Below are 25,877 nucleotides of genomic sequence, written 5' to 3' on the forward strand. Positions count from 1 at the left end.
GGTGTTTGCTGAGCCCGGTCGCCGGTTGGTGGCCGGGCTTTCGCGTTTCCTGCGGGCGCTGACCGCCGCGGCGCCTGCCATTCCGCCGCGGCGCTTGGCTTCCCGGCGGGGTGCTGCCTATTCCGGCGCGGCGCTTGGCTGCCCGGCGGTTGCTTGGCTTACTCGCCGGGGGGGCTCGTGAAGGGTGTCAGCCCAGGAAGAGTACGGCGGCGAAGACGATCATGGGGATCAGGGCGAGGAGGCTGATCGCCATGCCCATGACGGGCGTTCTGGAGGTCGGGCGGCGGGTCGTCGCGCCGATCGTCAGCCAGCCCAGGGCGAAGGCGAGGGCCGGCAGTACCAGAGCACACGGCAGCGCCAGAAGGCTGATCTCGTCGAACCGCTCGCCCGCCAGCAGCGTCGGCACCTGTACGACGGCGGCGAGCACAGCGAACGTGAAATAGACCGCGGCGTTGATCCAGACCCTGGTGCTGGAGGCGGTGTCGGACCTGCCGGGGGCGGCCAGCGCCGCCTCAGACTGCTTCAGACCGGCCGCCGCCACGCGGAGGGCATGGGACACCCTCCCCGGCAGCGATTCGGGCGCTGGAGGGCTCTGGGGGCGTACAGCGCCCGTACCGCTCGCGCCGCCCGCAACGGAGACCGGCACGCCGCTGACGGCCGCGGGGCGCACGGGGCCGCCGCTGACCTGAGCCGGGCTCTTCGCCTGCGCCGGACCCTGACCCGGACTCTGCGGACGGGCGGGGACGCCGCTGACCGGCGGGCGGTAGACGGGTTGGGCTCCGGTGGGGCCGTTCAGCGCGCCGCCCGGGGGGCGGTAGACGGGCTGGGCGCCCGTGGGGCCGTTCAGCGCGCCAGGGTAGGTCTGGTACGGGCCCATGATCGCGCCCGTGTTGCCGGCGGTGCTGCCCATGTACAGGTTGCCCGTCACCGGCGGGACCGCGCCCGCAGGTCCGGCTGGCGATGACGGTGGCGCCGGTGGGGAGCTCACCGGGGCCGTCGTGCGGGGGGCCTGCTGCGGCGCGCTCCTGCGGCGGCCGCCGGGCTGGGCCGCGCCGGTCAGCACCGAGGCCGCGGTCTGCGTCTCCTGCCAGCTCGGCACCACGTCGAACGGGCGGCCACCGACCTCGCGGGCGACCTCCGTCAGGTACGCCTGGTGGTGGGCGAGCTTCGCCCGGATCGCGGCGAGGTCGTCGCGGGCGGCCTTCAGCGCTGCTTTGTGCTCCGCGACGACGGCGATCACCTCGCGCCGGACCGTGTCCAGCCGCTGCCCGGCGGCGACGTAGTTGAGCCAGGCCGTGCGGCTCGGCTCACCGACCGGGGCGGGTGGCGTGGTCCAAGGGCCGACAAGCTGGGCGCAGACCCGGCGTACCAGATCCGCGGGCGGTTCAGGGTCGAGGTACACCGGGGCGTTGAGCCTCCCGGGCGTGACGCCTGTGCCTGAGAACGTCGCGCCCGGCGGATCGCCCACCCAGGCGTGCGGGTTGCGGATGGCGATCTGCGTCGCGTGCGGCAACGGTGCCTGCGTGGTCTCAGCCGTCAGCGGCGGCGGCGGCCAGCCCGCGGCGATCAGGTGCAGCCGGCCCGCCGGACCCGCGTGCGCCAGCCCCGCGATCCTGGCCAGGTCCCGGCCCTCCGTCAGCTCCGGCAGCGACGCGATCACGATCAGCAGCGTCGGCCCGGCACCGTCCGTGCGGGCGGCGAGCCAGTGCTCGCCCTCATCCAGTACCGCGCGAAGACCCTCCGCATCGGTCGCCGGCGGCGGCATGATCGACTCGATGCCGGCGAACCATCCGAACGTGGACCCTTCCTCGACCGCGTCCACCGCTCGAATCCGCACCGAACCCGGCGGCGACGAAGCCAGCAGCCGCAGCACCAGACTGCGCAGCAACCCCGCGACCCGGCTGTCCCTCGCGTCGGCGTCGATGGCGATGTGCCCCGCCCGGAGCAACGGCACCACCACCGGGAACCGCGCGTCATCCAGCGGATGCGCCTGCCCGACCCGCACGAACGTCGGCGGCAGCGGCCCCCCGAGCGGCGTGGTGGGCGAGAGCGCGTCCAGCTGCGCCCCGAGCCAGCCGGGCGCCAGCAGGTTCGCGTCGGCCCGCAGCCCGGCGGTCAGGTCGTGCTGCTCCGCGTACTGCTCCGTCGGCGCCGCACTGGGCGAGTAACCATCGAGGATCGGCCCGGCGGCGGCGACCAGCGCAGCGGTGTGCCGGTGCAGCGCTGCCGCTCGCTCGATCCGTGCCCGCAGCCGTGCCACCGTGCCCCTTTCCGCCCGCTCCGATCCAGCAGATGCCGGAACGGTAACGCAGTCCGCGGAAGCAGTCAGTAGGCGCACTGGGAGTCTTGTATTCCCGCAGGTGACCGCCACACCCTCCCAACCACACCCCACCCCCTCCCGATCTTGCACCCACCCCCGCCGATCCCTCAGAGCGCGTGGGAGCGTGCCAGCCTCGATGCGGCCCGATAGCCTCTGAACCGTGGACGCATCGAAGCCGAACGAGCCAAACCTCGATCAGGGCAGGTCGATCCCGAGATCCCGCCCCGGCAACGACGAGGTCCTCGAAGGCGAGATCATCGGCAAGGACGAGCCCCTCGGCCGCCCCGCCCCCACCCCGCCATCCAGCCCCCCGAAGCGAGGCCTCGGCCTCCGTAAGACCTTGCTCCTTGTGATCGCAGTAGCCGCCGCCGGCCTCTGCCTGGGCGGCTCAATTACCGCATACATCCTGTACGACAAAGCCACCACCCCCGACCGCAGCACGCCCGAAGGTGTTCTCGAGCAATATATCGAGGCAAAATTTTCCTCCAGAGACAACATTCGAGCGAAGCTCTTCGAGTGTCCCACTGCTAGCCTTAAGGAAGTAGATGCTGCGCTCGCTGCAGTCAAAGAGCGGGAGGCAAAATTCGCCATTAGGATTACGGTGAAGCCTGCTCGGTTCGATGTAAATGCCGTCGGGACTCAGGCAGAGGTTAAGGCGACGCTGAACGTCTTCGTGCCAGAGTCGGATGGACGTGAAACTGTTTCTTTGCAGGAATGGCGTTTCCTGCTGGAAAAGAGCCGCAGCTGGTTGATCTGCAGTGCGGAGCAGCTGTAGCGCCTACTCGATCCAGATTAGGTGGATCGGCAGTTCAAGAGTCTTCGGTGTTTGTCCGCTCCAAGCCCACCGATACCAGTCCAACTCTTTACAGACCCGCACGCAGATGTCGCCCTCGGTGCTGCTGTACGGCTCTGTCACCGCTCGCAGATTCCGCTCGTCCCTCCCGGCCTTGTTGTCAGGGCCTGCGACGCGTACCACGCGGAGTCCGGTTACCACCCCGACCTCCCGAATCGGCCGAGGCGGCCGAGGCGGCGGCACGTCAAGCGAAACGAGCCGTCCCACCAGGTCTGAACGCCCCTCGGCGGGGGTCACAGCCGAAGACGTCCGCTCCACCCACACCCGCTCGATCGGCACCAGCGGCGCAAATACCTCGGTTCTTTCCGCTTCGGCTCGGTACCATTCCTGCTCCGGCAACGCCGGCACATAGGTCCGGCTCGCCTGCACCACCGGGTCATCGACCCGCAGATCACCCCGCCAGCCAAGACCCGGCATGCCAACCATCGCCCGGTTCCCGCGGAGGTCGCGAACGGACACGGCAGGCACCAGCTCGATGCCCGCAGGAGCACGTTCGGCGCCGCCGGCAATCAGATCCCAGTCGGGTAGATCATCGCTCGGGAAACCGCTCACGGCTCCCCTCCGAGTGGCGCCCCCATCAGCTGCATGAACTGAACTGGATCCATCGCGCCGTTCTTGCTCGAGTCGCTGTTCCGGTGCGTCTCGAAATGCACGTGAGGACCCGAAGAATGTCCGGTCGTGCCCGAGAGCCCGATCTCCTGACCGGGCGCAACGCTTTGGCCCACCACGACGCTCGGCTGTTTCACCATGTGGCAGTACCGCGTGATGATGCCATTGGCGTGCAGAATGTCGACGAACCAGCCGCAGCCACGAACGGATGGTGAACCATCCCGGTCGCAGCCCCACGGTTTACCGTTCGGGCCGATCGCGTCGCAGCGCACTTTGATGACACGCCCCGCCGCCGCAGCGTGGATGACGGTACCTCGCGGAACGATGAGATCGACGCCCTGATGAGTGGGGCGGGAGGCGGTCCGAAACCCTGACCCCACCTTTCCCTTGACCGGTGCCGTCCAGCCAGAGGCGGCGATCTGGCCGGCACTGACGCATTGCAGGTCGGTCTGATCGCCGACCGCGCGGGCTGCGCCGCCCGTCAAGGAGTTGACCACCGTCGAGGCCAGTTCCTCATGCTTTGCGTAGGCATTGGGGTACGCGCTGCGCTGCACCTTCTGAGCGGCGCGAGTCAGGCTCATGGTCTGCCAGCCGGGAATCGTCACCAGCTTCTCGTAGAACTTCCGCGACGCGTACTTCGGATCCATGATCTGCTCGGGTGTACCCCAGCCGGTGCTGGGTCGCTGCTGGAAGAGCCCGAGTGAGTCGTGGTCGTTGCGAGCGCCCAGATTCGGCAGGTTACGGAGCCATGACTCCTGCATCGCCGTCGCGACGGCGATCACCCAGCCCCGGGGCGGCACATTGAGATCCTGCCCGACCCGCACGATGATCGCCGCATTACGTACCTGCTCCTGGCCGAGCCTGCGATGATTCGGCATTTCTGCCGCCACGTCGACCAGTTTCCCGTTGCCGCAACCGGAATCGTAGGTGACGGTCTTGTTCGCCGCATCGAGGAAGAACGACACCACGCCTCCGCCGCAACAGACCAGAATCAGTACCGCGGCGAGCGCCACCAGCAGCGCAGGGCGGAGCCTTCGCTGTCCGCCCTCACCGTGCTCGTCAGCGGTCTCGAAGTCGGTCACGCCACCTCCCAGTCCAGCGAGGTGACCTGCCAGCGGCCACCGATGGCCTCGAGCTGCAGGATGATCGTTCCGCCATCAGCCGGAACCTTGGCGGTAGCGACCTGTCCGAGGTTCTCCACGACCGTAGAGCCGGTGATCGTAGCGGCAGGGACGTCGCTCGGATCCGTGTCGGCCAGGTCTTCCATCAGTTCGTTCGTCGCGTCCGGCTTCAACCCGTCCCGCCACTGGGCGCCGGATATACCGGGCTTGCGCAGCCAGGCCTTCGCGAACCGAGTGGCCACCGTGCTCGCGTCGGCGGCCCCTTTGCTCAGGGACGGCGCCGCCGAACTCGGCTCCTCCACGACACCGTCGTCACCGAGCGAGTTGTACGGGTCCGGCGTCGTCGTTGCGGGAGCAACGGTAGGTCCGAGTGCGTCGTTGCCGGTCCCGTCATCGTCCGTGAAGACGGTGCGGCCGAATCCCACGACGATCAGCACAACAACGATCAGGACCATGGCGATGCCGTACCGCGTGCCGAGCAGACGCAGAACCGTACGCATGGACGCTCACCCCGGCAGGTTCGCCGACTCCGGCCGTCGCGCCGGCGACCGGTCGGACGTGGACCGTTCGGAGTCGGGCCGATAGATCGAATACGACGGCGCGGTCTCTTGCGGCAAGTCGGGCTCTTCCCACGTCGGCTCCCGCCGCCGTCGCTGCGGACCGTCCTGCCGCGTCGTCCGCTCCTCAGGACGCGTCCGGTCGCCACCCCCACCGACCGTCACGACGTCCTCGTCCCGCGTCTCCGGCCGGTGCTCTGGCCGCTGATGCCCCGTCAGGCTGTCCCCACGTTGCCGCGGCTCATTCGTTCCACCGGCGTCAACGACCTTGAGCGCCGCAGCCTGCCGCACGTCCCGCAAGAACAACCGGTGCCAGCTACCAGCGGATGTGATGGCGCGAGTGGAATCCTTCCCACCGAGTTGCGTGATCCGCCGGTAAGGCCGCAGCAACAGCCAGCCGACGACTCCAGTCAGCCAAATAAGCAAAACCTGGAGCCACCCGGCAAGCGAAGAAGTTCCGAGAATCAATGTAACTGCCAGCAGATAGATTGCTGATCCTGTTCCAAAAATGACGATGTTGAATATCGCCGCGATCACCGCATTGCCGAGTCGGCGAAGGCCCGCATTTGCTGGGCGTAGAAGGCCGACAGTGCCCAGGATTGGTGCCGCGATTACGGCCCATCGGAAAATCAAGAATCCGAGGAAAACGAGCACCGATGCGGTCAGGTCGAATAAGGCGAAGAACAGTGCGGAGAGGATCGCGAGGAATCCGGCGCCGATTCGGTCCATGCCATTGCTGCCTTGGAGGTGCTCGTACGCCTCAGGATCTTCCGTCTTGATCTGTTCGGCGACCTGCATCCAACGCTTCTTCTTCTGATCAGTCAGAATCTTGCGTTCGTTTGACTCGACAGCCGGCCCAGGGCGCTTCAGGCGGATTCGTTCTTCTTCGCTTTCGCGAGCCCGTGACTCGGCGGCGCGAATTCTGTCAATTTCATCCCAACTAAAGGACTTTGCGTCATATAGTGCGGGGCCATATTTTTGGGCTGTGATGCTGTCCGCGGACCCGAGTGTCCCGCGAAGCCAATTTCGATACAGAAGTCCGTCAACGACCGTGTCGCTTGCCCGCGCCGCTGGAGGTCGTATGTCTATGCACGCTTTTGGTTCGGGGTTACGGCATTTATCTGCCGGGATGCTTTCGTCAGGTGGGCCGATGGCGTCGTGGATTACGCCAAGGCTGCCGATCAATGTCTTGTCGGCGAGACCGGCAGAGAGTTGCGGCCATGATGCAATGCCCGTGATGAGGACCATCACAAAGATTGCCCAGCCCGCCGTGGTCACCGCACCGGAGAGATCTGCCTGCCGTGAGCGCCAGAGTAGGTACATTCCGACAATGGTCAATGTTACTGCGCCAAAAGCAGTGAAGACTTTTTCGTATACTGCTTTGGTTGCGGTCTCGACGAGAGGATCCGCCCAACCCCAAGTCGCTGACGGATCCCACGCCCGCTCTCGCAGAGCGTTAGATGCCCCAATGATCGAAGTTGCAACGAGGAATTCGCCGTTGGCAATCGTTCCTTCGAACTCTGCGCTTGGATTCCTGACTACTGAAGCGCATTTCAAGTCGTAGGTCGAAAAGTCGTAACCGGCGTATCCATACTCGCTATAGCGGTAGGCAAAGCGTAGACCTGTGCCGGTTTTGGGTCGGCTGGCAAACCAGCCCGCCATGCCTGAATCTGGCGCGCTCGGAGTTGGTGCGTCCAGGCAGCTAATTCGAGACTGGACGTCTACCTGCAATCGATCGGCGCAGTTCTCGAAGTTCCCCGGTACTCTCCATTCCTGGACCGTGCACAACGGGTCCCCTGGGGCGCGGGCTGGGGTGGCGGTGGCTGGGGAGATGGGGCCGGCGAAGAGGGTTGCCAGGGCGGTGACGATGACCACGGCTGCGTGCACGGGCAGGCGTCTCACCGGTCGACCTCCGAGTCGTCGTCGTGGATGTCCACGATCTCGCCGCCGACGGTGTCGCCGGTTGGGATGCCGCCTGGGGTCGTGTCGAGGTAGCGCAGGAGGTCGCGGACGTACGAGACGTCGACGCGGACCTTCTGGACTCGGCCGTCGACGTCGCGCATGACGAACTCCCGGAAGCCGAGGCGCGAGGATGAGGACGTGTCGACCTGGGAAAGGGCGGCCAGGGTCTGTTCGTAGCCGACGTCGGTCGGGACGCGCAGGAGACGGAGGGCCTCGGCGGCGATCTCGGAGTCCTCGGCGATGCGGCCGACGAAGACGGTGGAGACCAGGTTCTGCACGTCCAGGCCGAGGATGTCGCGAGGGTTCTGGGAGGCGACCAGGGCGGCGAGGTTCCACTTGCGGGAGTCGCGGGCGAGGCGGACCAGGAAGGAGCGGCCGGAGCGCCAGCCTTCCATGAAGTGGGCCTCGTCCAGGCCGACGAGCTTGCGCTGGGTCATGTCGCCGCCGTAGCAGCGGCGGACGGCCAGGCGGTGGGCGGTGTGGAGCATGGGGAGGGCGAGGGACTCCTCGGCGGACCAGTACTCGCGCTCGATCTTGAGGTCGGGTAGGCGCAGGCCGGCCATGGTGATGACGGTGAGGGTGGCGTCGGCGCCGAGGAGGCCGGCCGGTGGGGTGCCGAAGAAGAGCATGGCGAGGGGCATCTCGGCGGTGTCCAGGAGGAGGTTGCCGAGCTCGAGGGCGTCGTGGTCGCCGGTGTCGCGCAGGGAGCGGATGACGTCTTCCAGGGTCGACGACTCCTCGGCCGGGACCTGGCGGACGGCGTGGCGGAGCATCGTGGCGGTCGAGGCCTCGCGGGCGACCTGCGGCGGGACCAGCATCATGCAGATGTCCTGCACGAGCATGCGGCGCTCGGCGCGTGCGTTGGAGATGGCGATCTCGAACTCGCGGTCGCCGGAGGGGCCGGGGACGTAGTGGCCGCGCTGCGGGGTGGGGATCAGCGAGTAGGGCGCCAGGGTGCCCTGCTCCGAGCCGGTGAGGTTCAGGACGCGCGAGTACGGGGCGAGCTCGGGCATCGCGCAGAGGCGGGCGAGCGGCCCTGAGGGGTCCAGCAGCGTGACCTGTACACCGCGGCGGGCGTTCAGGTAGCCGAGGGCGCCCATGAGGGTGGACTTGCCACCGCCGGGCTCCGCGACGAAGACGGCGAGGCCGGAGCGCTCGCGGACCTCCATCGGGAAGTGCAGGTCGAGGAAGACGGGGCGGCGGGAGGTGCCCGCGGTGCGGCCGATGAGGTCGCCGCGGCGGTCGCCGACGGTCGAGGCGGCCTGGGGGAGGGCGGCGGCGAAGAGCTTCACCGGCATGCGGCGCAGGTAGCCGGTGTTGGCCAGGGGCTCGCCGGGGATGAACTCGCGCGCGAGCCAGTCCTGCTGCTTCGGGTGCTGCAGGGCGACGCGCATCTCGCGGGAGTACATCTGCGTGACCCGGCGGGCGCGCTCCAGGCACTCCTCACGGGTGCGGCCGCCGACGGCGATGCGGTGCCAGCCGTGCGCGCGCGAGGAGTCGACGGGCAGGCCGGTGCTGATCTCGTCGCCGATGGTGAGGGCGCGCTTGGCGAGCCGCTCCAGCTCCGGCGGGGCGTCGATGCCGTGCTCGCTGTAGTCGGCCTGCTGGGAGCGGATCAGCCGGAGCCGGTGCTCGAGGTTACGGAACGAGTCGTTGGGGCCGAGGATGTCGATCCGCGAGGAGAGCTCCATCGGCCAGGGCAGCCGCTCGTGGAAGTGCAGCCACGGCTCGTGCCGCTCGGGGATCTCCAGGGGTTCCATGCGGCCGACGGTGAGGACGGCGACGTGCCGCTCCTCGCCGCTGACCCGGTTGACCAGCTTGACGGTCGAACCGTACGGCGTCCGGTAGCGCTCCACCTGCTCGGTCAGCGCGAGCAGGTCGCCGCGGTCCCAGCCGCCGTCCAGCGAGGTGACGTGCGCCGGCGGCGACATGCACAGTGCGACGGAGCGGTAGAGCAGCCACTCCAGCTCGTAGGCGGTGACCCGGCGGCCGCGCATGCCGAACGCGCCGAGCACCTCGTCGAACTGCTCGACGGTCCGTGCCATCCGGCGCCGCTCGGCGTCGGCGACGCCGCGGCGGAAGAGGGCGCCGATGCGCTCGGCGAAGGTGTCGCCGAGGGTGCGCCGGGCGAAGGAGATGCCGAGGTACGTCTGGCCCTCGGCGTGGTTGATCGCCAAGAGGTGCTTCTGCGCGGCGACCAGGTGGTCGGTCCACGACGGGCCGGCGCCGGCCGTGGGCAGCGGGAACGGCGTGTTGTTGTCCACCACGCGCGCCCACTGGTCGGCGGGGAACGGCCGGGTCGTGCGGCGCAGGTGCAGGCGGAAGCCGGCGAGTCCGGCGTACTGCTCGGAGATCGCCGACAGCAGCGCCTCGCGCTCGGCGTCGGGGCGGAACGCCCAGCGGACCTCGGGCAGCCAGTACCAGGCCGTGACGGTGTTCGGCGTGAACGTCAGGTGCCCGGCGATCTCGGTGATCGCCAGGTCGATCGACGGCTGCCGGTCCCGGACCCGGGGCTTCGGCGTGCGGTCCAGCGGCGTCCGCTTGCCGGTGGGCCGGGCGGGCTGCTTGGGCGGAGGGCTCGAGCGCCGCGCCGGGGGCACCAGGTCCTTGCCCGGCACGACTTTTCCGTTTGCGGTTCTGGCGCCTGTACGACTGCCGCCGTCGCCCATCGCCGGTGTGGTCAGACGGGGAGCGCGATCTGGCGCCTGCCGCTGCGCCGGCCGCTGCCGCTCGACGGGCGCGCGGTCGCCCGTGCCCGGCCTGCCGGGAAGCCGCGGATGCTCACCGGTGCCCGGTCGTCCGGGGTACTGCGGGTGCTCGCCGGTGCCTGACCGTCCGGGGACCTGCGGGTGCTCGCCCGTGCCCAGCCGGCCGGGGAGCCGCGGGTGCTCGCCGCTCCAGTCGAAGGCGTCCGGGTGCTCGCCGCTGCGCTCCAGGCGCTCGGCGGCCGTCAGCGGTCCGGACCGGGCGGCCGGGGGAAGCGCGGGCGGCGGGTCGGCCGGTGCCCGGTCCAACTGCCGCCGCTCATAGGCATCCACCTGCCGCCGCTCGGCGGCCTCGATCTGCCGCCGCTCGGCGACGTCGGCCTGCTGCCGCTCGGCGGCCGCGTCCAGCAGCCGCCGCTCAGCGGCGTCCACCAGCCGCCGCTCGGCCGGGGCCAACCGCCGGTCGTAAGCGGAACCGGACGAGGGGACCGCAGACGTCGGAGCGGCGGAAGGGGAGGCGGAGGACGGCAGCGCCTCCGTCCGCGGCACCACCCGCTTCGGCGCCCGCAGGTCCTCGGGGGCTCGCCCGGCGCCGGACGTCGGGGCCGCCGACACCGGGATGCCGGAGATCGGCCGGTTGCCGGGGTCGCCGGCCGTCACGCGGTCGCGCGGCCGCCCGCCCGGCGGGTCGTCGAACAGCCCGAGGAACGGCGAGTCGACGTCGGCCGCCGGAGGCGCGCTCGCCGGGCGGTCGGCCGACGGGCCGCGGGCCGGCCCGCGGAACATCGCCACGCGACCGCCCTCGGCGGCGGCCCGCAGGCCACCGTCGTAATCGGACGTGTGCGCAGCGTCGTCATCGACGTCCGGCTGGTTGGAGTAGCCCCCAGGACGGCGGGGAGGCGGGTTGGTCATGCGAGATCACCGGTGAGTTCCGGGCGGATACGCACCCTGGTGGCCACGAGCCGAGCGTCACGCTGCTCGTGGCTCGGCTCCCGGGTGTGGCGCCAGTCGGTCAGGGCTGTGCGGACCACCATCCGGGCGGGACGATCGGGGTCGACGTAGCGGAAGATCAGCGACGTCGCCACGATCGCGAGGGCGATCTCGTAGGCGGGGAAGTAGTCGACCTGCAGTGTGATCAGGTAACGGATGAACATGAACAGGGGCACCAGGAGCGCGAACACCCCATACTGCGCATAGGGCAGCTGGATGGGCAGGGTGTAGCCGGGCGGCCCGAGGTAGACCAGGCGGGCCCGGTAGATGTCGTCGTCGGTGCGCAGCCGCATGTCTTGTTCACTCGTCTCAGCAGTGAGGCTCAGCAGTGAGTCCGGAAGGCACGGCAGCTCTAGTTGAAGAGCAGTTTGACGAGGGAGTCGCCGAAGAAGAAGAGCGACGCGGCGCCCGCGACGAAGGCCAGCCCGATGATCGCGATGGCGGAGCTGGTCAGCACCCGGGAGACCTCACCCTTGCTGGCCCGGCCGATGAAGATCACGCCGAGCGCCGCGAGGAGGATCGGCACGATCTTCGTGGTGAAGAACTGCAGAATGCCGTCGGTGTTGATCGTCTTCGGTGCGGGTTCGGGCGACGGCGCCAGAGCGATCGCATCAGCGACGCGGGTCGTCTCCCCCCACAACGCGTGGCCGATCTCCAACAACATCATCAGACCTCCCCGGAGGCGCGACGGGCGAGGTGCACGCCGCGCGTTAAGCCTCGCTGATAAGACGACCCGGTCATACGACCCCGGCTGCTGTGTCGCCCTCCAGCGGAACCTTATCCGGGCGTTTGCCCTGCTAAATGCCCATTGTCGGGTTTAACGGTCCGAATAACGTTCACTTGCAGAGAGTACGGTGCAGCCCTCTTTCCAACAAGCTGACCGGTCCGTGATCAGTGTTGCGGATGAGGCGCCTGAGCGGTTACCCCTGGTGGGGGACAGGTGACTGACCGGAGGTGAGTACCTTCATTCAGGTGACGCTCCTTCGCCGTCCTTCCCCCGTGGTCATGGGGGTGCTCAACGTGACCCCGGACAGCTTCTCCGACGGCGGCCGCTACGCCGATCTGGGCGCCGCGGTCGACCACGCCATGCAGATGGTCGCCGAGGGCGCCGACGTGATCGACATCGGCGGTGAGAGCACCCGCCCGGGCGCGGACCGGGTCGACGCGCGCACCGAGCTCGACCGGGTCCTGCCGGTGATCCGCGAGTTGGCCGCGGCCGGCGTCACGATGAGCATCGACACCACCCGCGCGGCGGTCGCCGCCGAGGCCGTCGCCGCCGGTGCTGCCCTGGTCAACGACGTTTCCGGGGGGCTCGCCGACCCCGACATGGCCCGCGTGGTCGCCGACGCCGGCTGCCCCTGGGTGCTCATGCACTGGCGCGGCCACTCGCGCAAGATGGCCGATTTGGCCGTTTATGACGATGTCGTCAAAGAGGTGTGTGCCGAACTGCTGGAGCGGGTCGACGAGGCCGTCGCCGCCGGCGTCGCACCCGAACGGCTGATCCTCGACCCCGGGCTGGGCTTCGCGAAGAAGGCCGAGCACACCTGGCGGCTCGCCGCGCACCTGCCGGACCTCATCGGCCTGGGCTACCCCGTGCTGGTCGGGTCGAGCCGCAAGTCGCACCTCGGGCGGCTCCTGCAGGCCGCCGACGGCTCCCCGCGCCCGACCGAGGAGCGCGAGGCGGCCACGATCGCCACCACCGTGCTGTCCGTCGCGGCGGGTGCCTGGGGTGTGCGGGTCCACGAGGTCCGTGGCAACGTGGACGCGATCAAGGTGTGGAAGGCCGTACAGGCGGCGCGGTGACGAATGAGGATGACAAGGGCATGACGGCTGACCGGATCACCCTGACGGGGCTGCGGGTCCGCGGCAACCACGGCGTGTTCGACTTCGAGCGCCGCGACGGCCAGGACTTCGTGATCGACGTGATCCTGGAGCTCGATCTCGCCCCCGCCGCGGAGTCCGACGACGTCACCGACACCGTGCACTACGGGGAGCTGGCCGGACGGCTCGCGGAGATCGTCGCGGGCGACCCGGTCAACCTGATCGAGACCCTCGCCCACCGCCTCGCCGGCTCCTGCCTGGAGGATTCGCGGGTACGGGCGGCGACCGTCACCGTGCACAAGCCCCAGGCGCCGATCCCGCACGAGTTCGCCGACGTCGCCGTGACCATCCGGCGGACGAGGCCGTGACCAGGGCCGTGCTGTCGCTGGGCAGCAACCTCGACGACCGCGAGGCCAACCTGCGCGGCGCCGTCACGGGACTCGGCGACGCCGTCCGGGCGGTCTCCGGCGTCTACGAGACACCCCCGTGGGGCGATGCCGACCAGCCGTTCTACCTCAACGCGGTGGTGCTGGCCGTCGACCCGGCCGCGACGCCCCGCGACTGGCTCGACCGCGCCCACCGGCTGGAGCAGGCCGCCGGTCGCGTGCGCGATCCGGAGCGGCGCTTCGGCCCGCGTACGCTTGACGTGGACGTCATCGCCGTCTGGGACGACGACGACCGGCCGGTCGTGTCGGACGACCCGGAGCTGACTCTGCCCCACCCGCGGGCGCATCTCCGGGCGTTCGTGCTCCGGCCGTGGCTCGACATCCAGCCCTACGGGCAGGTGCCGGGCCACGGATGGCTGTATGAGCTGGTCCGGGCCGCCCCGGTCGCCGCCGACCTCGCCGACCTGCGCCCGCGGGAAGACATCCACCTCGATTCGTGATCTGGAGCCGAGCCGATGGCCACGCCGCCACCCGACGAACCGAACGCGAACGGACCCAAGGGCCGGATGGAGCCGACCAGGCCGGCCACCCTCGTCATCGCCGCGCTCGCGACCACCGCGCTGGCCTGGATCGGCATCAGCAGCCTGTGGAACAGCCTGCCGACGCTGCCGTGGCTGCCGCCGCTGACGCTGATCGGCCTGGCGATCTTCGAGGGCTTCGAGGCGTACTCGACCCGGAACCGGATCCTCCGCAAGGAGGGCGCCGGCCCGCTCCAGCCGCTGGTCATCGCGCGGTACGCGGTGCTCGGCAAGGCGTCGGCGCTGGTCGCGGCCCTGTTCGGCGGCCTCTACCTGGGCATGTCGTCGTGGCTGCTGACCCAGCGGGGCGTGCTCGCCAAGGTCTCGGAGAACCTGCCGCAGGCGCTGCTGGGCGTCGCCGCATCGATCGTCCTGCTCGCCGCCGCGCTGTGGCTGGAGCGGTCGTGCCAGGTGCCACCCAGCCAGCGCGACAAGGATCTTCCCAGGCAGGGCCGCATGGACGGACGCCGGGAGGGTGATCGCAGCGAGGACGAAAGCCTCGATCGATAGAGATCTGGCATAAACACTGCCGTCTTCCTCGCCCAAAGACTGTCGCAGGCCACAATCCGCGGTTACTGTGCGACGCGTAACCGGTCGTCGGCTGGCAGGAGGCGCGCGCGATGGCGTACGACGACTCGCGGTTCCGCGGTGAGCCCGGGTTCCGGGAGGAGCCCGACTTCCGCTCGGGCGGGGTGCCCGAGGACGCTCCCACGCTCGGGGTCTCGAACCAGTCCGTCTACACCCCCGGGTCGTACGCGGCGAACACCGACTACAGCGTCCCGCCGTCGGAGAGCACGCTGGGCCTCGCCGCCAGGCGCGCCACGCCCAGCCCGGCGCAGCTCGGCGACGTCTTCGACGACCCGGAGCACGGCGAGCCCGGCCGCGACCGGCTGGCCGTCCACGCGCTCTGGGAGATGGTGCTGCTCCTCGCCGCGGTGTCGCTGCTGTACCTGCTGCGCGACGCCCGACCGGAGGCCCTGCGCGGCACCGAGCTCGAGTCGCTGCTGCTGGCCGGCGCCGAGCTCGGGCTCGTCGGCATCGCGATGGGGCTCACCCTGCGTGCCGGCGCCGCCAACCTGGCGCTCGGCCCGATCGCGTACGCGTCGGCGCTGTTCTTCGCCGACAACTCCGACCGCGGCCTGGCGATGACCGCCGGCATCACCGCCCTCATCGCGCTCGGCGTCGGCGTGGTCATCGCGGTGCTGGTCGTCGGCTTCCACGTGCCCGGCTGGGCGGCCAGCCTCGGCGTCGCGGTCGCGCTCATGGCCTGGATCGCCGACCAGAACGACGAGAAGGTCGTCACCGGCGCGTACGACCCGCACGGCCAGGCACTCTGGTGGATGCTCGGGGTCGTGCTCGTCGCCGTCGCCGGCAGCGCCATCGGCCTGATCCGGCCGGTCCGCCGCGCGGTCGGCCGCTTCCGCCCGGTCGCCGACCCGGCCCGCCGCCGCGGTGGCGGCGCCGCCACCATCACGGGCTTCGCGATCGCCGGCTCCGCCCTGCTCGCCTCCTTCGCCGGCGTGCTGACCGCGCTCGACCAGCGCGAGGTCACCACCACCCAGAACGGCATGGCCGCGGCCGGGCTCTCCATCACCATCCTCGCCCTCGGCGCGGCCCTGCTCGGCGGCACCTCCGTCTACGGCCGCCGCGGCGGCGTGCTCGGCACCGTCCTCGCGGTCGCCGCGATCACGCTGCTGTTCCAGTACTCCGCCGCCGAGCAGTGGAACATCGCTCCGCTCGCCGTCGGCGGTAGCGCGATCGCCATCGGGCTGGTCGTGACCCGCCTGATCGAGACGTTCGGCCGGCCGCGGACCGTGGAGGACGACGTCGAGGAGGAGCAGGTCTGGACGCCCAGCACCTCGACCGCCGGCTACGGGTCGAGCCAGGCCGAGCCGGACAGCGCCTGGTCGGCGTCGCGCACCGGTGGCTGGACCAGCCAGCTGCCGGCCCGCAGCACCGACGAGGACTGGGGCGTCGAGGAGCGCTGGGGCAGCAACCGCTGAACCGCGCCGCGCCGCTCATGCCGGCGCGCTCCGGTCTCCAGCACCACTCCGGGGTCGGTTATGTCGACTCGCTCCGCTCCCCGACATAACCGAAATTTCGGATATGTTCGCGGAGCGGACATATCCGGGGGCTGCTCGCTTCGCTCTCCGACACCGCCGCTGGGCCGGTCATGTCGGCTCGGGTCCTTCTCCGGCGTCGCCGCTGGGCTGCTCATGTCGGCTTGGCTCGTTCTCTTGCACCGCCGAGCCGGTCATGTCAGCTCGCTCCGCTCCTCGATAGAACCGAAATTTCGGATATGTCGGGGCGAAGGGTGGACCTCACCGGGGCGGGCTGCTTGCGTCGCTCCTCGGTGCCGCCGCCGAGCCGGTCGTGGCGGCTTGCCTCCTTCTCTAGCGCGGGCATGTCGGCTCGCTCCGGTCTCCAGGTGCCGCCCTAGGCCGGTTATGTCGACTCGCTGCGCTCCCCGACATAACCGAAATTTCGGATATGTTCGCGGAGCGGACATATCCGGGGTAGCGGCCTGCGGCACGCCGGGCGAGTGCCGTCGGGTCGCTGGGTGCGGGTAGTGCTGGCGACGGAGGGCGTGAGCGCGACCGACCAGGGCGGCGGGTGTCTCGCTAAGCTGTGGTCATGACCAACGCCACCCTTGCGGAGCTTGACGCACTACCCACCGAGGAGCTCCGCGAACGTGCCTTCGCCCTCGCCCGGCAGCGTCGCGACGTGAAGTTCTTCTGGGACCTCTTCAAGCACGTCACGACCAGCAACGACGACACGCAGGACGGCTGGCTCGGCTCGCTCGACGCCACCATCGACGACGTCGTGGCGCTGTGGCGCGAGGTCACCGACCACACCTATGGCGAGTCCGAGCCGCTGGTCCGCGCCGCGTTCATCGACTACATCATGTCGCCGGCCAAGTAACTATCGGTATTTGTTTATAAAACGTGTTTCCCGGGACTCATCCGGGGCATGGCAATCACTCGTTCGCGCTACCGCACCGCGTCAAGCGCGGGCACCCTGGTGGCGTTCCTCCTGGTGCTGATCTTCGGCAGCCCCTGGTACGTCGACTGGGTCAACGAGGGCGACCGTGGCGTGTTCCTGGAGACGCTCGCGTGGCCCGCGTGGAACTTCGACACCGACCAGTCGGTGCGTGACCTGCTCGCCGCCGATCTGAAGGCGATCCTGCTGGTCCTGTTCACGGCAGTGTTCATCACACTGCTCGTCGGCGCGCAGCTCGCCAGCGCGCGCGGCACCATCTCGGCGATCCTGACCGGCTGGGCCGCCTACATGTTCGCGGCGGCGCTGGCCGCCCTCATCACCGCGTTCCTGCTGGCTGACGCCTCGATCGGCGGCGCGGTCGTCGCCGCCGCCGGTGGCGCCGGCTACGGGCTCATCGTCGGCTGGATCATCGGCCTCGCCACCATGGCCGGCCGCCGGCCCTGACAGAACGGCAACAGGGTTGGCGAGAAGCGGCCCGCCGCGGCAGACGCGGGCCTGACAGAGCGGCACGCCGGCGGCGGGAACTCCCCACCGCCGGTCACCGTTTGACGGCGTCGGCCTCGGCGAGCGCTACCCGTACATCAGCGGCAGACAGCAACCCGAGCGGCTGGTCGCCCTCGCGCACCACCACCGCGTCGACGCCGGCCGCCAGCATCGCGCCGAAGGCGACGCGCAGGGTCGCGTCCGCGGACACCGCCGGCAGGTCGCCGGGCGCGCCGTCCAGGGAGTGCAGCCGGTCGCGGGGGATCGGGGTCACCGACAGGCGCATCAGCCCGCGGTCCTCGCCGATGAACTGCTCGACGAACGCGTTCGCGGGGTTGGCCAGCAGCTCCGCGGGCGTCGCGTACTGCTCTAGGTGGCCGCGGTCGGACAGCACCGCGATCTTGTCGCCGAGCTTGATCGCTTCCTGCAGGTCGTGCGTGACCACGATCGTCGTCTTGCGCACGCTTTGCCGCAGCCGCAGGAACTCGTCCTGCAGCCGCCCGCGGTTGATCGGGTCGACGGCGGAGAACGGCTCGTCCATCAGCAGCACCACCGGGTCCGCGGCGAGCGCCCGGGCGAACCCGACCCGCTGCCGCTGGCCGCCGGACAGCTCGTGCGGGTAGCGGGAGGCGTACTGCTTCGGCGTCAGGCCGACGAGCTCCAGCAGCTCGTCGGTGCGAGCGGCGATGCGCTGCTTGTCCCAGCCGAGCATCCGCGGCACGGTGCCGACGTTGGTGCGGACCGTCTGGTGCGGGAACAGCCCGACGTTCTGGATGACGTAGCCGATCGTGCGCCGCAGCCGCACCGGGTCGGCGCGCGTCACGTCCTCGCCGTCGACCAGCACCCGGCCGCGGGTCGGCTCGATGAGCCGGTTGACCATCCTGAGCACGGTCGACTTGCCGCAGCCGGACGGGCCGATGAGCACGGTCACGTCGCCGCCGGCGATCTCCAGGCTCAGCTCCTCGACCGCCGTGGTGTTGTTCGGATACGTCTTGCCCAGCCGATCGAGCATGATCGGCGCGCCGTCGGCCTTCGCGGTACGGTCCACGCATGTCCTTCCTGGCTCGCGGTGAGGCGGGCAACCCCTGGTTCTCCTGGAGCTATGTCCGGGACAACGCCGACACGATCCGCGACGCGCTGCTGGATCACGTGGCCATCACCGTGTGGTCGGTCGCGATCGCGGTGGCCATCGCGGTGCCGCTGGCGGTGCTGGCCTACTGGGTGCGCCCGCTCGCCACGCCGATTCTGACATCAGCCAGCGTGCTTTACACGATTCCGTCGCTGGCGCTGCTGGCCTTCCTTGCGCCGTTCCTGGGCACGGGACGCACTCCGGTCGTCGTGGCGCTGGTGATGTACGCGCTGATCGTCATCATCCGCAACTCGCTCACCGGACTGCAGCAGGTGCCGGGCGACGTGCGCGAAGCCGCCACCGCGATGGGCTACGGCCGGGGCGCCCGCCTCCTGCGCGTCGAGCTCCCCCTCGCCCTGCCCGCGATCCTGACCGGGCTGCGGCTCGCGACGGTCTCGACAGTGGCGTTGGTCACTGTCGGCGCGGCCGTCGGCTCGCAGGGCGGCCTCGGCGCGCTGATCCTCAGCGGCTTCCGCAACAACTTCTACAAGGCGCAGATCGCCACCGCCGCGCTCGTCTGCGTGCTGCTCGCCCTGGTGCTCGACCTGCTCCTGGTCGCACTGACCCGGGCCCTCACCCCGTGGACCAGGAGGAGCAAGGCATGAGCGCCATCAATGACATGATCAACTGGTTCAACGATCCGCTGAACTGGACCAATCCCGACGGGGTACTGGTGCGCCTGCAGGAGCACCTGGAGATCTCGTTCCTGTCGGTGCTCTTCGGCAGCCTGGTCGCCTGGCCGATCGGGATCTGGCTCGGGCGGCGCGGCGCCGGGTCGGGCGTGGTCGTCATCCTGTCCAACATCACGCAGGCGATGCCCGTCATCGCGCTGCTGACGATCCTGTCGCTCAGCCCGCTCGGCATCGGCAAGCCGGCCGTGGTGGTCGCGCTGACCGTGTTCTGCCTGCCGCCGCTGCTCGCCAACGCGTACACCGGCATGCGCGAGATCGACGAGGAGGTCCGCGACGCGGGCAGGGGCATGGGCCTGACGTCCGCGCAGATGCTGATGCGGGTCGAGCTGCCGCTCGCGGTGCCCTACCTCGCGACGGGCCTGCGCATCGCGACCACCCAGGTCGTCGCCACCGCCACCCTCGCGACCCTCGTCAACGGCGGCGGCCTCGGCAACATCATCTCCGCCGGCTTCGGTCTCGGCCCGGGCCGCGGCGACGCCCAGATCCTCGCCGGCGCGGTCCTCGTGGCCCTGCTCGCGCTGCTGATCGACGGGCTGATGGCCCTGGTGGAGCGCAAGGTCACACCCAAGGTGCTGCGGCAGGCCGCAGGCCGGGCGTGACCGGTCCAGAAGGCCGGTCACCAGGGGTGCGGCGGCGGCCGGGGCAGCGGTGAAGGTTGCTCCGTGACGGGTTGTTACGAAACCGTGCCTGGTTGCGGTTGCCGATTTCCCATAGCCAGAGTTGCCTATTTAGCAGCGGGCGGGCTTCAAGCCGATAGCGCCGTCCGTCGGACACGCGGCCGGTCACAGTGATCGCGCCGGGACACGGAAGGCGGGCCATTTTGCGAACTGCCATGCGCGCCACGCTCGGGGTCCTGCTGGGCCTCGCCACCGTGGGCCTCGCGGCCTGCGGCGAGGAGGGCTCCTCGGGCACCAAGGCGCCGGCGAGTGTGAGCGGGGCCGGCTGTGCCCCTGTCGCCGGGGACAAGCTCGTCGTCCTCACCGACGACAAGCAACTGCAGACGGCGGACAACATCATCGCCGCGATCAACACGAAGGCCGCCGACCCGGCCCTCGTCGCGGCGCTGGACAAGGTCTCCGACGCGCTCACCACGGAGAAGCTGATCCAGCTCAACAAGGCGGTCGTCGTGGACCGCAAGACGTCCAAGGTCGCGGCGGAGGACTTCGCCAAGGCCGAGAACCTCACCACCGGCATCGAGAAGGGCAAGGGCGGGGCGATCAAGATCGGCGCCGCCGACTTCGCGGAGAGCGCCACGCTCGGCGCGCTCTACGAGATCGTCCTCGACGCCGCCGGCTACGACGCGACCGTCCAGACCATCGGCAAGCGCGAGGTCTACTACGGCCAGCTGACCAAGGGCGACATCCAGGTCATCCCGGAGTACGCCGGCACGCTGACCGAGTTCATCAACGGGCAGGTCAACGGCAAGGACGCCAAGACGCTGGCCTCGGGTGACGTCGACAAGACCGTCACCGCGCTCAAGGAGATCGGCGGCAAGGCCGGCCTGTCCTTCGGCAAGGCGTCGAAGGCGGCCGACCAGAACGCGTTCGCGGTCACCACCGCGTTCGCCGACAAGAACGGGGTGAAGACGCTCAGCGACTTCGCCGCCAAGTGCTCCGGCAAGGACACCGTCCTCGGCGGTCCGGCCGAGTGCCCGCAGCGGCCGTTCTGCCAGCCCGGCCTGGAGAAGACCTACAGCATCCAGTTCGGCAAGTTCGTCAGCCTCGACGCGGGCGGCCCGCAGAGCCTCGACGCGCTGAAGAAGGGCACGGCCACGATCGCGCTCGTCTTCTCCTCGGACGGCTCGCTCGGCTAGCTCCTCCGATACGCACGGTAGTTGGCGGATGCCCGTCCTGGCCTTCCAGGGCGGGCATTTCGCTTGCCCTGAAGAGTAGGTAAGGTCTCTGCTCATGCCAGCCGCGGAGACCACCGGAGGACGGCCGAGCGCGAAGCTGCTCCAGATCCTCTTCTGGGCCGGCGTCGGCCTGGCTCCGCTGGCGGCACTGTTACTGCTGGTCGGCGGCGGGTTCGTCCTGCAGCTCGCCGCGGTGCTCGCCGTCGGCGTCGTCGTGCTCATCGGCCTGTCCATCGCGCTGCGCCCCGACAACGACAACGTGCGCAGCGAGGTCGAGGAGGCGGTCTTCGAGGAGATGGACACGCTCCGCGACGAGATCCGCGGCGACATCACCCACGCGGCGCGCGCCACGCACGGTCAGCTCGTCGAGCGCATCGGCGTGCTGCACGAGACCGTCGACGCGCTGCGCAACCAGGTCGACATGATGCGCGGCCAGCTGGAGCGCGCGACGCGCGCCGCGCAGCAGGCGGCGGCCGCGCAGCACGGCGGCCCGCAGCCGGTCGGCTCCGCCGCGGTCCCGCAGGGCGTGCTCCGGCACACCGAGACCGTGCAGGTCACCACCAAGACGATGGTCGTCGACCCGACCGACCAGCGGCGCGACGGCACCGTGTACGGCGCCCGCCCCGTCGAGATCCCGCAGCAGCGCCGCCCGGTGTCGGAGCGCGTGTCGGAGCGGGTCTCCGACCGCGACGCCGACTGGCACGAGACCGGCCGGGTCGTGGACGGCACCGGGCACTGGAGCGAGGCTCCCGAGCGTGGCGGGCGGTCGGGCGCGCCCGACCGCGGCCGCGCGAGCCACGGCGACTGGTCCCCCCGCGACGGCGACGCGGGCCGGTCCTCCCGTGACGGTGACGGCGGCCGTGGCGAGTGGGCTTCCCGTGACGGTGACGGCAGCCGCGGCGAGTGGGCTTCCCGCGACGGCGACGACGACCGCGCGGACCGGACGGACCGGGCCGACCGGGCCGGTCACCGGGCCGATCACCGCGGCGAGTGGTCCTCCCGCGACGGTGACCCGGGCCGAGGCGATCGCGCGGGCCGTGGCGAGTGGTCGGAGCGCGGCGAGGCAGCCGGCCGCACGGGCCGGGCCGATCGTGGCGGGCGCGGTGACTGGGACGGCGGCGGCGAGGGCCGCGGCAGGCGTGGCGAGTGGTCCGACGCAGAGCGTGACCGGGACCGCGACAGGGACCGTGACTGGGACTCCGACCGGAGCCGGGGTCACCACGCCGACCGCGGCGGGCGTGGTGAGCACACCGACCGCGGAAACCGGGACGACCAGCCCGACCGTGCCGACCGTGCCGACCGGGGCCGGGGCGCCGAACGGGTCAGCCGCACCGAGCGGTCGGAGCGCTCCGAGTGGACCGAGCGGAGCGAGCGCTCGGAGTGGATCGAGCGCACCGAGACCCCGCGCGAGGAACCCCGCGAGCCGTCCTGGACCGAGCAGCTCCTGCGCGACCGGATGGCGCACGCCGACGACTCCGGTGAGGTGGTGCGCGCCGGTGGGCGCCGCCGCGCGTACGACCCGGACGACGACGCCGGCAGCGTGACCGGCGTCCGGACGACGGACCGGTGGGCGTCGGTGCACAGCGACGAGCACGGCGGCCGGGAGTTCCGCGTCGGCGAGCGCCGCGCCGCGGTCCACGCCGACGAGACCGGCACCCACGTCCGGATCGAGGACCGGTGGGCGTCCGTGCGCCACGAGGAGTACGTGCCCGAGCCCGACGACGACGAGCCCCGCCGCGAGAGCCCCCGCAGGTCCGAGGCCCGCCGCGAGCGCGAACGCCAGCACGGCGCCGACGTCCAGTGGTCCGAGTCCAGCTACGAGGAAGCCCGCCGCGACGACACCGGCACCACCCGCTGGTCGGAGGTCCGCCGCCCCGCCGTCGGCGCCACCCAGGCCGCCCTCCCGGCGTCCCCGGCCTCCCGCTGGCAGGACCCCGGCCCCGCCCGCGACGACGAGCGCGTCTCCCGCCGTGCCCGCCACGACGACGACGATGACTACGGCTGGAACGGCTCCCGCGACGACTCCCGCCCCCGCCCCGCCCGCCAGATCGTCGACTTCGAAGGCGACGACGACCGCTGGCGCTGACCCGCGGCTGCGGACCGGAGGCGGCGGGCACCGCCCTGACGGATACGAGTGAACAGCTCCGCTATTTGTCGACGTCGCCGACGACGAAGAACATCGAGCCGAGGATGGCGATCAGGTCGGGGACCAGGGTGCCCGGCAGGAGCTTCGACAGGGCCTGGACGTTGGAGTAGGACGCGGTGCGCAGCTTCAGGCGCCACGGGGTCTTCTCGCCGCGGGAGACCAGGTAGTAGCCGTTGATGCCGAGCGGGTTCTCGGTCCAGGCGTAGGTGTGGCCCTCCGGCGCCTTCACGACCTTCGGCAGGCGGACGTTGACGGGGCCGGTGAGCTTGTCGACCTCGTCGAGGCACGCCTGCGCGAGGTCCAGCGACGCGTACACCTGGTCCAGGAGCACCTCGAAGCGGGCGTGGCAGTCGCCGGTGGTGCGGGTGACGACGGGGACGTCCAGGGCGCCGTAGGCCAGGTACGGCTCGTCGCGGCGCAGGTCGAAGTCCAGGCCGGAGGCGCGGGCGACCGGGCCGGAGGCGCCATACGCGGCGGCGTCCGCGGCGGACAGGACGCCGACGCCGACGGTGCGGGCGAGGAAGATCTCGTTGCGGCGGATCAGGTTGTCCAGGTCGGGCATGCGGCGGCGGACCTGGTCGATCGCGGCGCGGGCGCGGGTGGTCCAGCCGGCCGGGACCTCCTCCTTGAGGCCGCCGACGCGGTTGTACATGTAGTGCATCCGCCCGCCGGACGCCTCCTCGAGCACGGTCTGGATGGTCTCGCGCTCGCGGAAGGCGTAGAAGACCGGCGTGATCGCGCCGATCTCCAACGGGTAGGAGCCGAGGAACATCAGGTGGTTGAGGACCCGGTTGAGCTCGGCGAGGGCGGTGCGCAGCCAGGTGGCGCGCTCGGGGACCTCGATGCCCATGAGGCGCTCGACGGCGAGGGCGACGCCGAGCTCGTTGCAGAACGCCGACAGCCAGTCGTGCCGGTTGGCCAGCATGATGATCTGCCGGTAGTCGCGGACCTCGAAGAGCTTCTCCGCGCCGCGGTGCATGTAGCCGATGATCGGCTCGGCGCTCAGGACCCGCTCGCCGTCGAGGACGAGCTTCAGACGCAGCACGCCGTGGGTGGAGGGGTGCTGCGGGCCGATGTTGAGCACCATGTCGGCGGTGTCGAGGCCCGCCCCGGTGCCGACCGTCAACTCGGAGGTCATACCGTAACCCTAAGGCCCTACAGATCCTGCAGGATCCGCAGCGCGCGCGAGACGTTGTGCATCGTGGCGGTGTCGGCCACGGCGACCCGCTCGACGAACCAGCGCTTCAGCGGCGAGGAGATCCGGTCGGGCATGACGACCAGGTCGTCGAGCTCGACGGCGAGCGGCGAGTCGCGCAGCTCCTCCTGGTCGGTGACCTCGGCGACGATGACGACGGGCACGTCGGTGCCGTTGAAGACGTCGGAGCTGATGATCAGACCGAGGCGCTCGCGGGCGCCCTTGATCAGCCAGACCTCACCGCGCCGCACGGCGCCCGCTGAACAGCTCCGCGTCGACCATGGCGATCTCTTCCTCGTCGGCGAGCGCGGCCCGCTCCAGGTCGGGCTTGGCCCGGCGCACCGCCTCGGCGTGCGCGGTGAAGATCTCACGCAGCGCGCGCTCCTGCGCGGCCCGGTCGATCCACGCGCTGAGCGACACGCCGTCGCGCTCGGCCCAGTGCCGGGCGTCGGCGATGGTCTGGTCGGAGAACGACAACGTCACCTTGGCCGTCATGCCCCTAGCGTACCCCCGGTATGACCGATGTTCATACCCAGTACATGACCCAATGATGGCCGCCGAGGCCGGCGGGGTCGGTCAGCTCGGCTGCCTGCCCGGCACGTGCCAGGGCCCGCACGTAGCCGGCCGGGTCGGTCGAGGCGAGCGCCAGCGGCGGGCGCCGGCCGTCCACCCCGAGCAGGCGCAACGCCTCTCGCTGTGTCGTCAGCAGGTGGTGTACGCCCAGCGAGTCCAACGCCACCGCGATCGTCAGATCACACGACCCGTCGGGCACGGGTGCGGTCTCCCGGCCGTCCCGGAAGCCGGTGAGCGTGCCGAACAGCGGGCGGTCCCCGGCGAGGTGCCCGTAGTCGACGGCGAGCGCCATCCCGCGCGCCACGCTGGCCGTGGCCGCCGCCCAGGCCTCGTCGCGCGGGGCGCCCACCTCGGCGCGGGCACCCTCCGGTAACCCTGCGAGGGGCCACCAGTCGGCCAGCCATCGGGCGTCACCGGGTTCCAGCGGCGACTCGTCGAGCGTCAGGGCGCCGTCGGGCGTGCTGCGCCAGTACCGTGGCCGCAACGTCGAATCGAGCTCCACGACCTCGACAGGGATGTTGTCGAGCCATTCGGTCGCCACCAGAAGGCCGGTGATGCCGGAGGGGATCGCGGAAGTCCACCCGATCGTGGGGGGCAGGTGTTCGGGGCGGGGCGCGACCTCGACGCCGACGGCCGAGACCCGGGCGGCGACCGCGGGCGGCAGGGCGGCGAGGATGCTGCGCAGCAGCTCGCCGCGGCCGGCGCCGACGTCGACGAGGTCGAGCCGGGCCGGGTGGTCGAGGGCCTCGTCGACGCGCTCCAGCAGCGTGGCGATCGCCCCGGCGAAGAGCGGCGACGCGTGCGCGCTGGTCCTGAAGTGCGCGGCGGGGCCGGCTTCTGCGCGGAAGAACCCGCCGTCGCCGTAGAGCGCCCGCTCCATCGCCGCCCGCCACCGCACGGCTCCG

The 25,877-nt window shown here is 70.6% G+C and carries 25 protein-coding genes; 12 read left to right on the forward strand and 13 right to left on the reverse strand.

What is annotated here, in order from left to right:
• Positions 1-187 precede the first annotated feature (187 nt).
• On the reverse strand, positions 188-2,260 hold the full coding sequence (locus ABD332_RS54640) for a hypothetical protein (protein ID WP_344514132.1): 2,073 nt from the start codon (positions 2,258-2,260) through the stop codon (positions 188-190).
• Positions 2,261-2,480: 220 nt separating this feature from the next.
• Between ABD332_RS54640 and ABD332_RS54645 the strand changes: the two genes are divergently transcribed.
• Positions 2,481-3,095, forward strand: coding sequence for a hypothetical protein (locus ABD332_RS54645; protein WP_344514134.1), 615 nt, complete (start codon positions 2,481-2,483; stop codon positions 3,093-3,095).
• Between the two features lie 3 nt (positions 3,096-3,098).
• On the opposite strand, the gene ABD332_RS54650 is transcribed toward ABD332_RS54645, so the two are convergent.
• From ABD332_RS54650 to ABD332_RS54680, 7 genes are read right to left on the reverse strand one after another with little or no spacing between them, the layout of a single operon-like run.
• Complete coding sequence (locus tag ABD332_RS54650; RefSeq protein ID WP_425552454.1) at positions 3,099-3,725, reverse strand: hypothetical protein; 627 nt, start codon at positions 3,723-3,725, stop codon at positions 3,099-3,101.
• A complete protein-coding gene (locus ABD332_RS54655; RefSeq protein ID WP_344514136.1) occupies positions 3,722-4,864 on the reverse strand; it encodes a M23 family metallopeptidase in 1,143 nt (380 codons plus the stop codon). Before ABD332_RS54655 ends, ABD332_RS54650 begins: the two co-directional genes overlap by 4 nt.
• Positions 4,861-5,403 (reverse strand): hypothetical protein, encoded by a 543-nt coding sequence (locus ABD332_RS54660; RefSeq protein WP_344514138.1) that lies wholly within the window; start codon positions 5,401-5,403, stop codon positions 4,861-4,863. Before ABD332_RS54660 ends, ABD332_RS54655 begins: the two co-directional genes overlap by 4 nt.
• Before the next feature lie 6 nt (positions 5,404-5,409).
• Positions 5,410-7,335, reverse strand: a complete 1,926-nt coding sequence (locus ABD332_RS54665; protein ID WP_425552456.1) for an MFS transporter — start codon at positions 7,333-7,335, stop codon at positions 5,410-5,412.
• A gap of 23 nt (positions 7,336-7,358) precedes the next feature.
• Entirely contained in the window at positions 7,359-11,039 is a 3,681-nt protein-coding gene (locus tag ABD332_RS54670) for an ATP-binding protein (RefSeq protein ID WP_344514140.1), read from the reverse strand.
• Positions 11,036-11,410 carry a hypothetical protein gene (locus ABD332_RS54675; RefSeq protein ID WP_327006656.1) on the reverse strand — a complete coding sequence of 125 codons (375 nt, stop codon included), beginning with the start codon at positions 11,408-11,410 and terminating at the stop codon, positions 11,036-11,038. The genes ABD332_RS54670 and ABD332_RS54675 overlap by 4 nt, the downstream gene beginning before the upstream one ends.
• 59 nt (positions 11,411-11,469) lie before the next feature.
• Positions 11,470-11,781, reverse strand: coding sequence for a hypothetical protein (locus ABD332_RS54680; protein WP_344514201.1), 312 nt, complete (start codon positions 11,779-11,781; stop codon positions 11,470-11,472).
• Between the two features lie 341 nt (positions 11,782-12,122).
• On the opposite strand from ABD332_RS54680, the gene folP reads away from it, so the two are divergent.
• The 7 genes from folP to ABD332_RS54715 all read left to right on the forward strand — a co-directional run bounded on the left by folP (position 12,123) and on the right by ABD332_RS54715 (position 17,346).
• On the forward strand, positions 12,123-12,920 hold the full coding sequence (gene folP, locus ABD332_RS54685; protein ID WP_344514203.1) for a dihydropteroate synthase: 798 nt from the start codon (positions 12,123-12,125) through the stop codon (positions 12,918-12,920).
• A gap of 20 nt (positions 12,921-12,940) precedes the next feature.
• Complete coding sequence (gene folB / locus ABD332_RS54690) at positions 12,941-13,306, forward strand: dihydroneopterin aldolase (RefSeq protein ID WP_344514205.1); 366 nt, start codon at positions 12,941-12,943, stop codon at positions 13,304-13,306.
• Positions 13,303-13,824 (forward strand): 2-amino-4-hydroxy-6-hydroxymethyldihydropteridine diphosphokinase, encoded by a 522-nt coding sequence (gene folK, locus ABD332_RS54695; protein ID WP_344514143.1) that lies wholly within the window; start codon positions 13,303-13,305, stop codon positions 13,822-13,824. Before folB ends, folK begins: the two co-directional genes overlap by 4 nt.
• Before the next feature lie 66 nt (positions 13,825-13,890).
• The gene (locus ABD332_RS54700; RefSeq protein WP_344514145.1) at positions 13,891-14,412 is read left to right on the forward strand and encodes a DUF3180 domain-containing protein; all 522 of its coding nucleotides are present in this window, start codon (positions 13,891-13,893) and stop codon (positions 14,410-14,412) included.
• Between the two features lie 110 nt (positions 14,413-14,522).
• The gene (locus ABD332_RS54705; RefSeq protein ID WP_344514147.1) at positions 14,523-15,905 is read left to right on the forward strand and encodes an ABC transporter permease; all 1,383 of its coding nucleotides are present in this window, start codon (positions 14,523-14,525) and stop codon (positions 15,903-15,905) included.
• Between the two features lie 631 nt (positions 15,906-16,536).
• Positions 16,537-16,824, forward strand: coding sequence for a hypothetical protein (locus tag ABD332_RS54710; RefSeq protein WP_344514150.1), 288 nt, complete (start codon positions 16,537-16,539; stop codon positions 16,822-16,824).
• Between the two features lie 48 nt (positions 16,825-16,872).
• A complete protein-coding gene (locus ABD332_RS54715) occupies positions 16,873-17,346 on the forward strand; it encodes a hypothetical protein (protein WP_344514152.1) in 474 nt (157 codons plus the stop codon).
• Between the two features lie 94 nt (positions 17,347-17,440).
• On the opposite strand, the gene ABD332_RS54720 is transcribed toward ABD332_RS54715, so the two are convergent.
• Positions 17,441-18,397 carry an ABC transporter ATP-binding protein gene (locus ABD332_RS54720; RefSeq protein ID WP_344514207.1) on the reverse strand — a complete coding sequence of 319 codons (957 nt, stop codon included), beginning with the start codon at positions 18,395-18,397 and terminating at the stop codon, positions 17,441-17,443.
• A 38-nt stretch (positions 18,398-18,435) separates the two neighbouring features.
• Between ABD332_RS54720 and ABD332_RS54725 the strand changes: the two genes are divergently transcribed.
• From ABD332_RS54725 to ABD332_RS54740, 4 genes are all read left to right on the forward strand, one after another.
• Positions 18,436-19,119: an ABC transporter permease gene (locus ABD332_RS54725; RefSeq protein ID WP_344514154.1), complete on the forward strand. Its 684-nt coding sequence runs from the start codon at positions 18,436-18,438 to the stop codon at positions 19,117-19,119.
• Positions 19,116-19,805, forward strand: a complete 690-nt coding sequence (locus ABD332_RS54730) for an ABC transporter permease (protein ID WP_344514156.1) — start codon at positions 19,116-19,118, stop codon at positions 19,803-19,805. The genes ABD332_RS54725 and ABD332_RS54730 overlap by 4 nt, the downstream gene beginning before the upstream one ends.
• A gap of 233 nt (positions 19,806-20,038) precedes the next feature.
• Positions 20,039-21,019: a glycine betaine ABC transporter substrate-binding protein gene (locus ABD332_RS54735; protein ID WP_344514158.1), complete on the forward strand. Its 981-nt coding sequence runs from the start codon at positions 20,039-20,041 to the stop codon at positions 21,017-21,019.
• 94 nt (positions 21,020-21,113) lie between these two features.
• Positions 21,114-23,144, forward strand: a complete 2,031-nt coding sequence (locus tag ABD332_RS54740) for a hypothetical protein (RefSeq protein WP_344514159.1) — start codon at positions 21,114-21,116, stop codon at positions 23,142-23,144.
• Between the two features lie 61 nt (positions 23,145-23,205).
• On the opposite strand, the gene ABD332_RS54745 is transcribed toward ABD332_RS54740, so the two are convergent.
• Genes ABD332_RS54745 through ABD332_RS54760 form a run of 4 tightly spaced genes read right to left on the reverse strand, consistent with a single transcriptional unit; the run spans position 23,206 to position 25,852 of the window.
• Positions 23,206-24,342 carry an NADH-quinone oxidoreductase subunit D gene (locus tag ABD332_RS54745; RefSeq protein ID WP_344514161.1) on the reverse strand — a complete coding sequence of 379 codons (1,137 nt, stop codon included), beginning with the start codon at positions 24,340-24,342 and terminating at the stop codon, positions 23,206-23,208.
• Between the two features lie 17 nt (positions 24,343-24,359).
• Positions 24,360-24,650, reverse strand: a complete 291-nt coding sequence (locus ABD332_RS54750; protein ID WP_344514163.1) for a type II toxin-antitoxin system PemK/MazF family toxin — start codon at positions 24,648-24,650, stop codon at positions 24,360-24,362.
• The gene (locus ABD332_RS54755; RefSeq protein WP_344514165.1) at positions 24,637-24,894 is read right to left on the reverse strand and encodes a DUF6364 family protein; all 258 of its coding nucleotides are present in this window, start codon (positions 24,892-24,894) and stop codon (positions 24,637-24,639) included. Before ABD332_RS54755 ends, ABD332_RS54750 begins: the two co-directional genes overlap by 14 nt.
• Positions 24,895-24,925: 31 nt before the next feature.
• Entirely contained in the window at positions 24,926-25,852 is a 927-nt protein-coding gene (locus ABD332_RS54760; protein WP_344514209.1) for an SAM-dependent methyltransferase, read from the reverse strand.
• Positions 25,853-25,877: the final 25 nt, after the last annotated feature.

This window comes from Dactylosporangium maewongense (assembly GCF_039531485.1).
Classification (GTDB): Bacteria; Actinomycetota; Actinomycetes; order Mycobacteriales; family Micromonosporaceae; genus Dactylosporangium; species Dactylosporangium maewongense.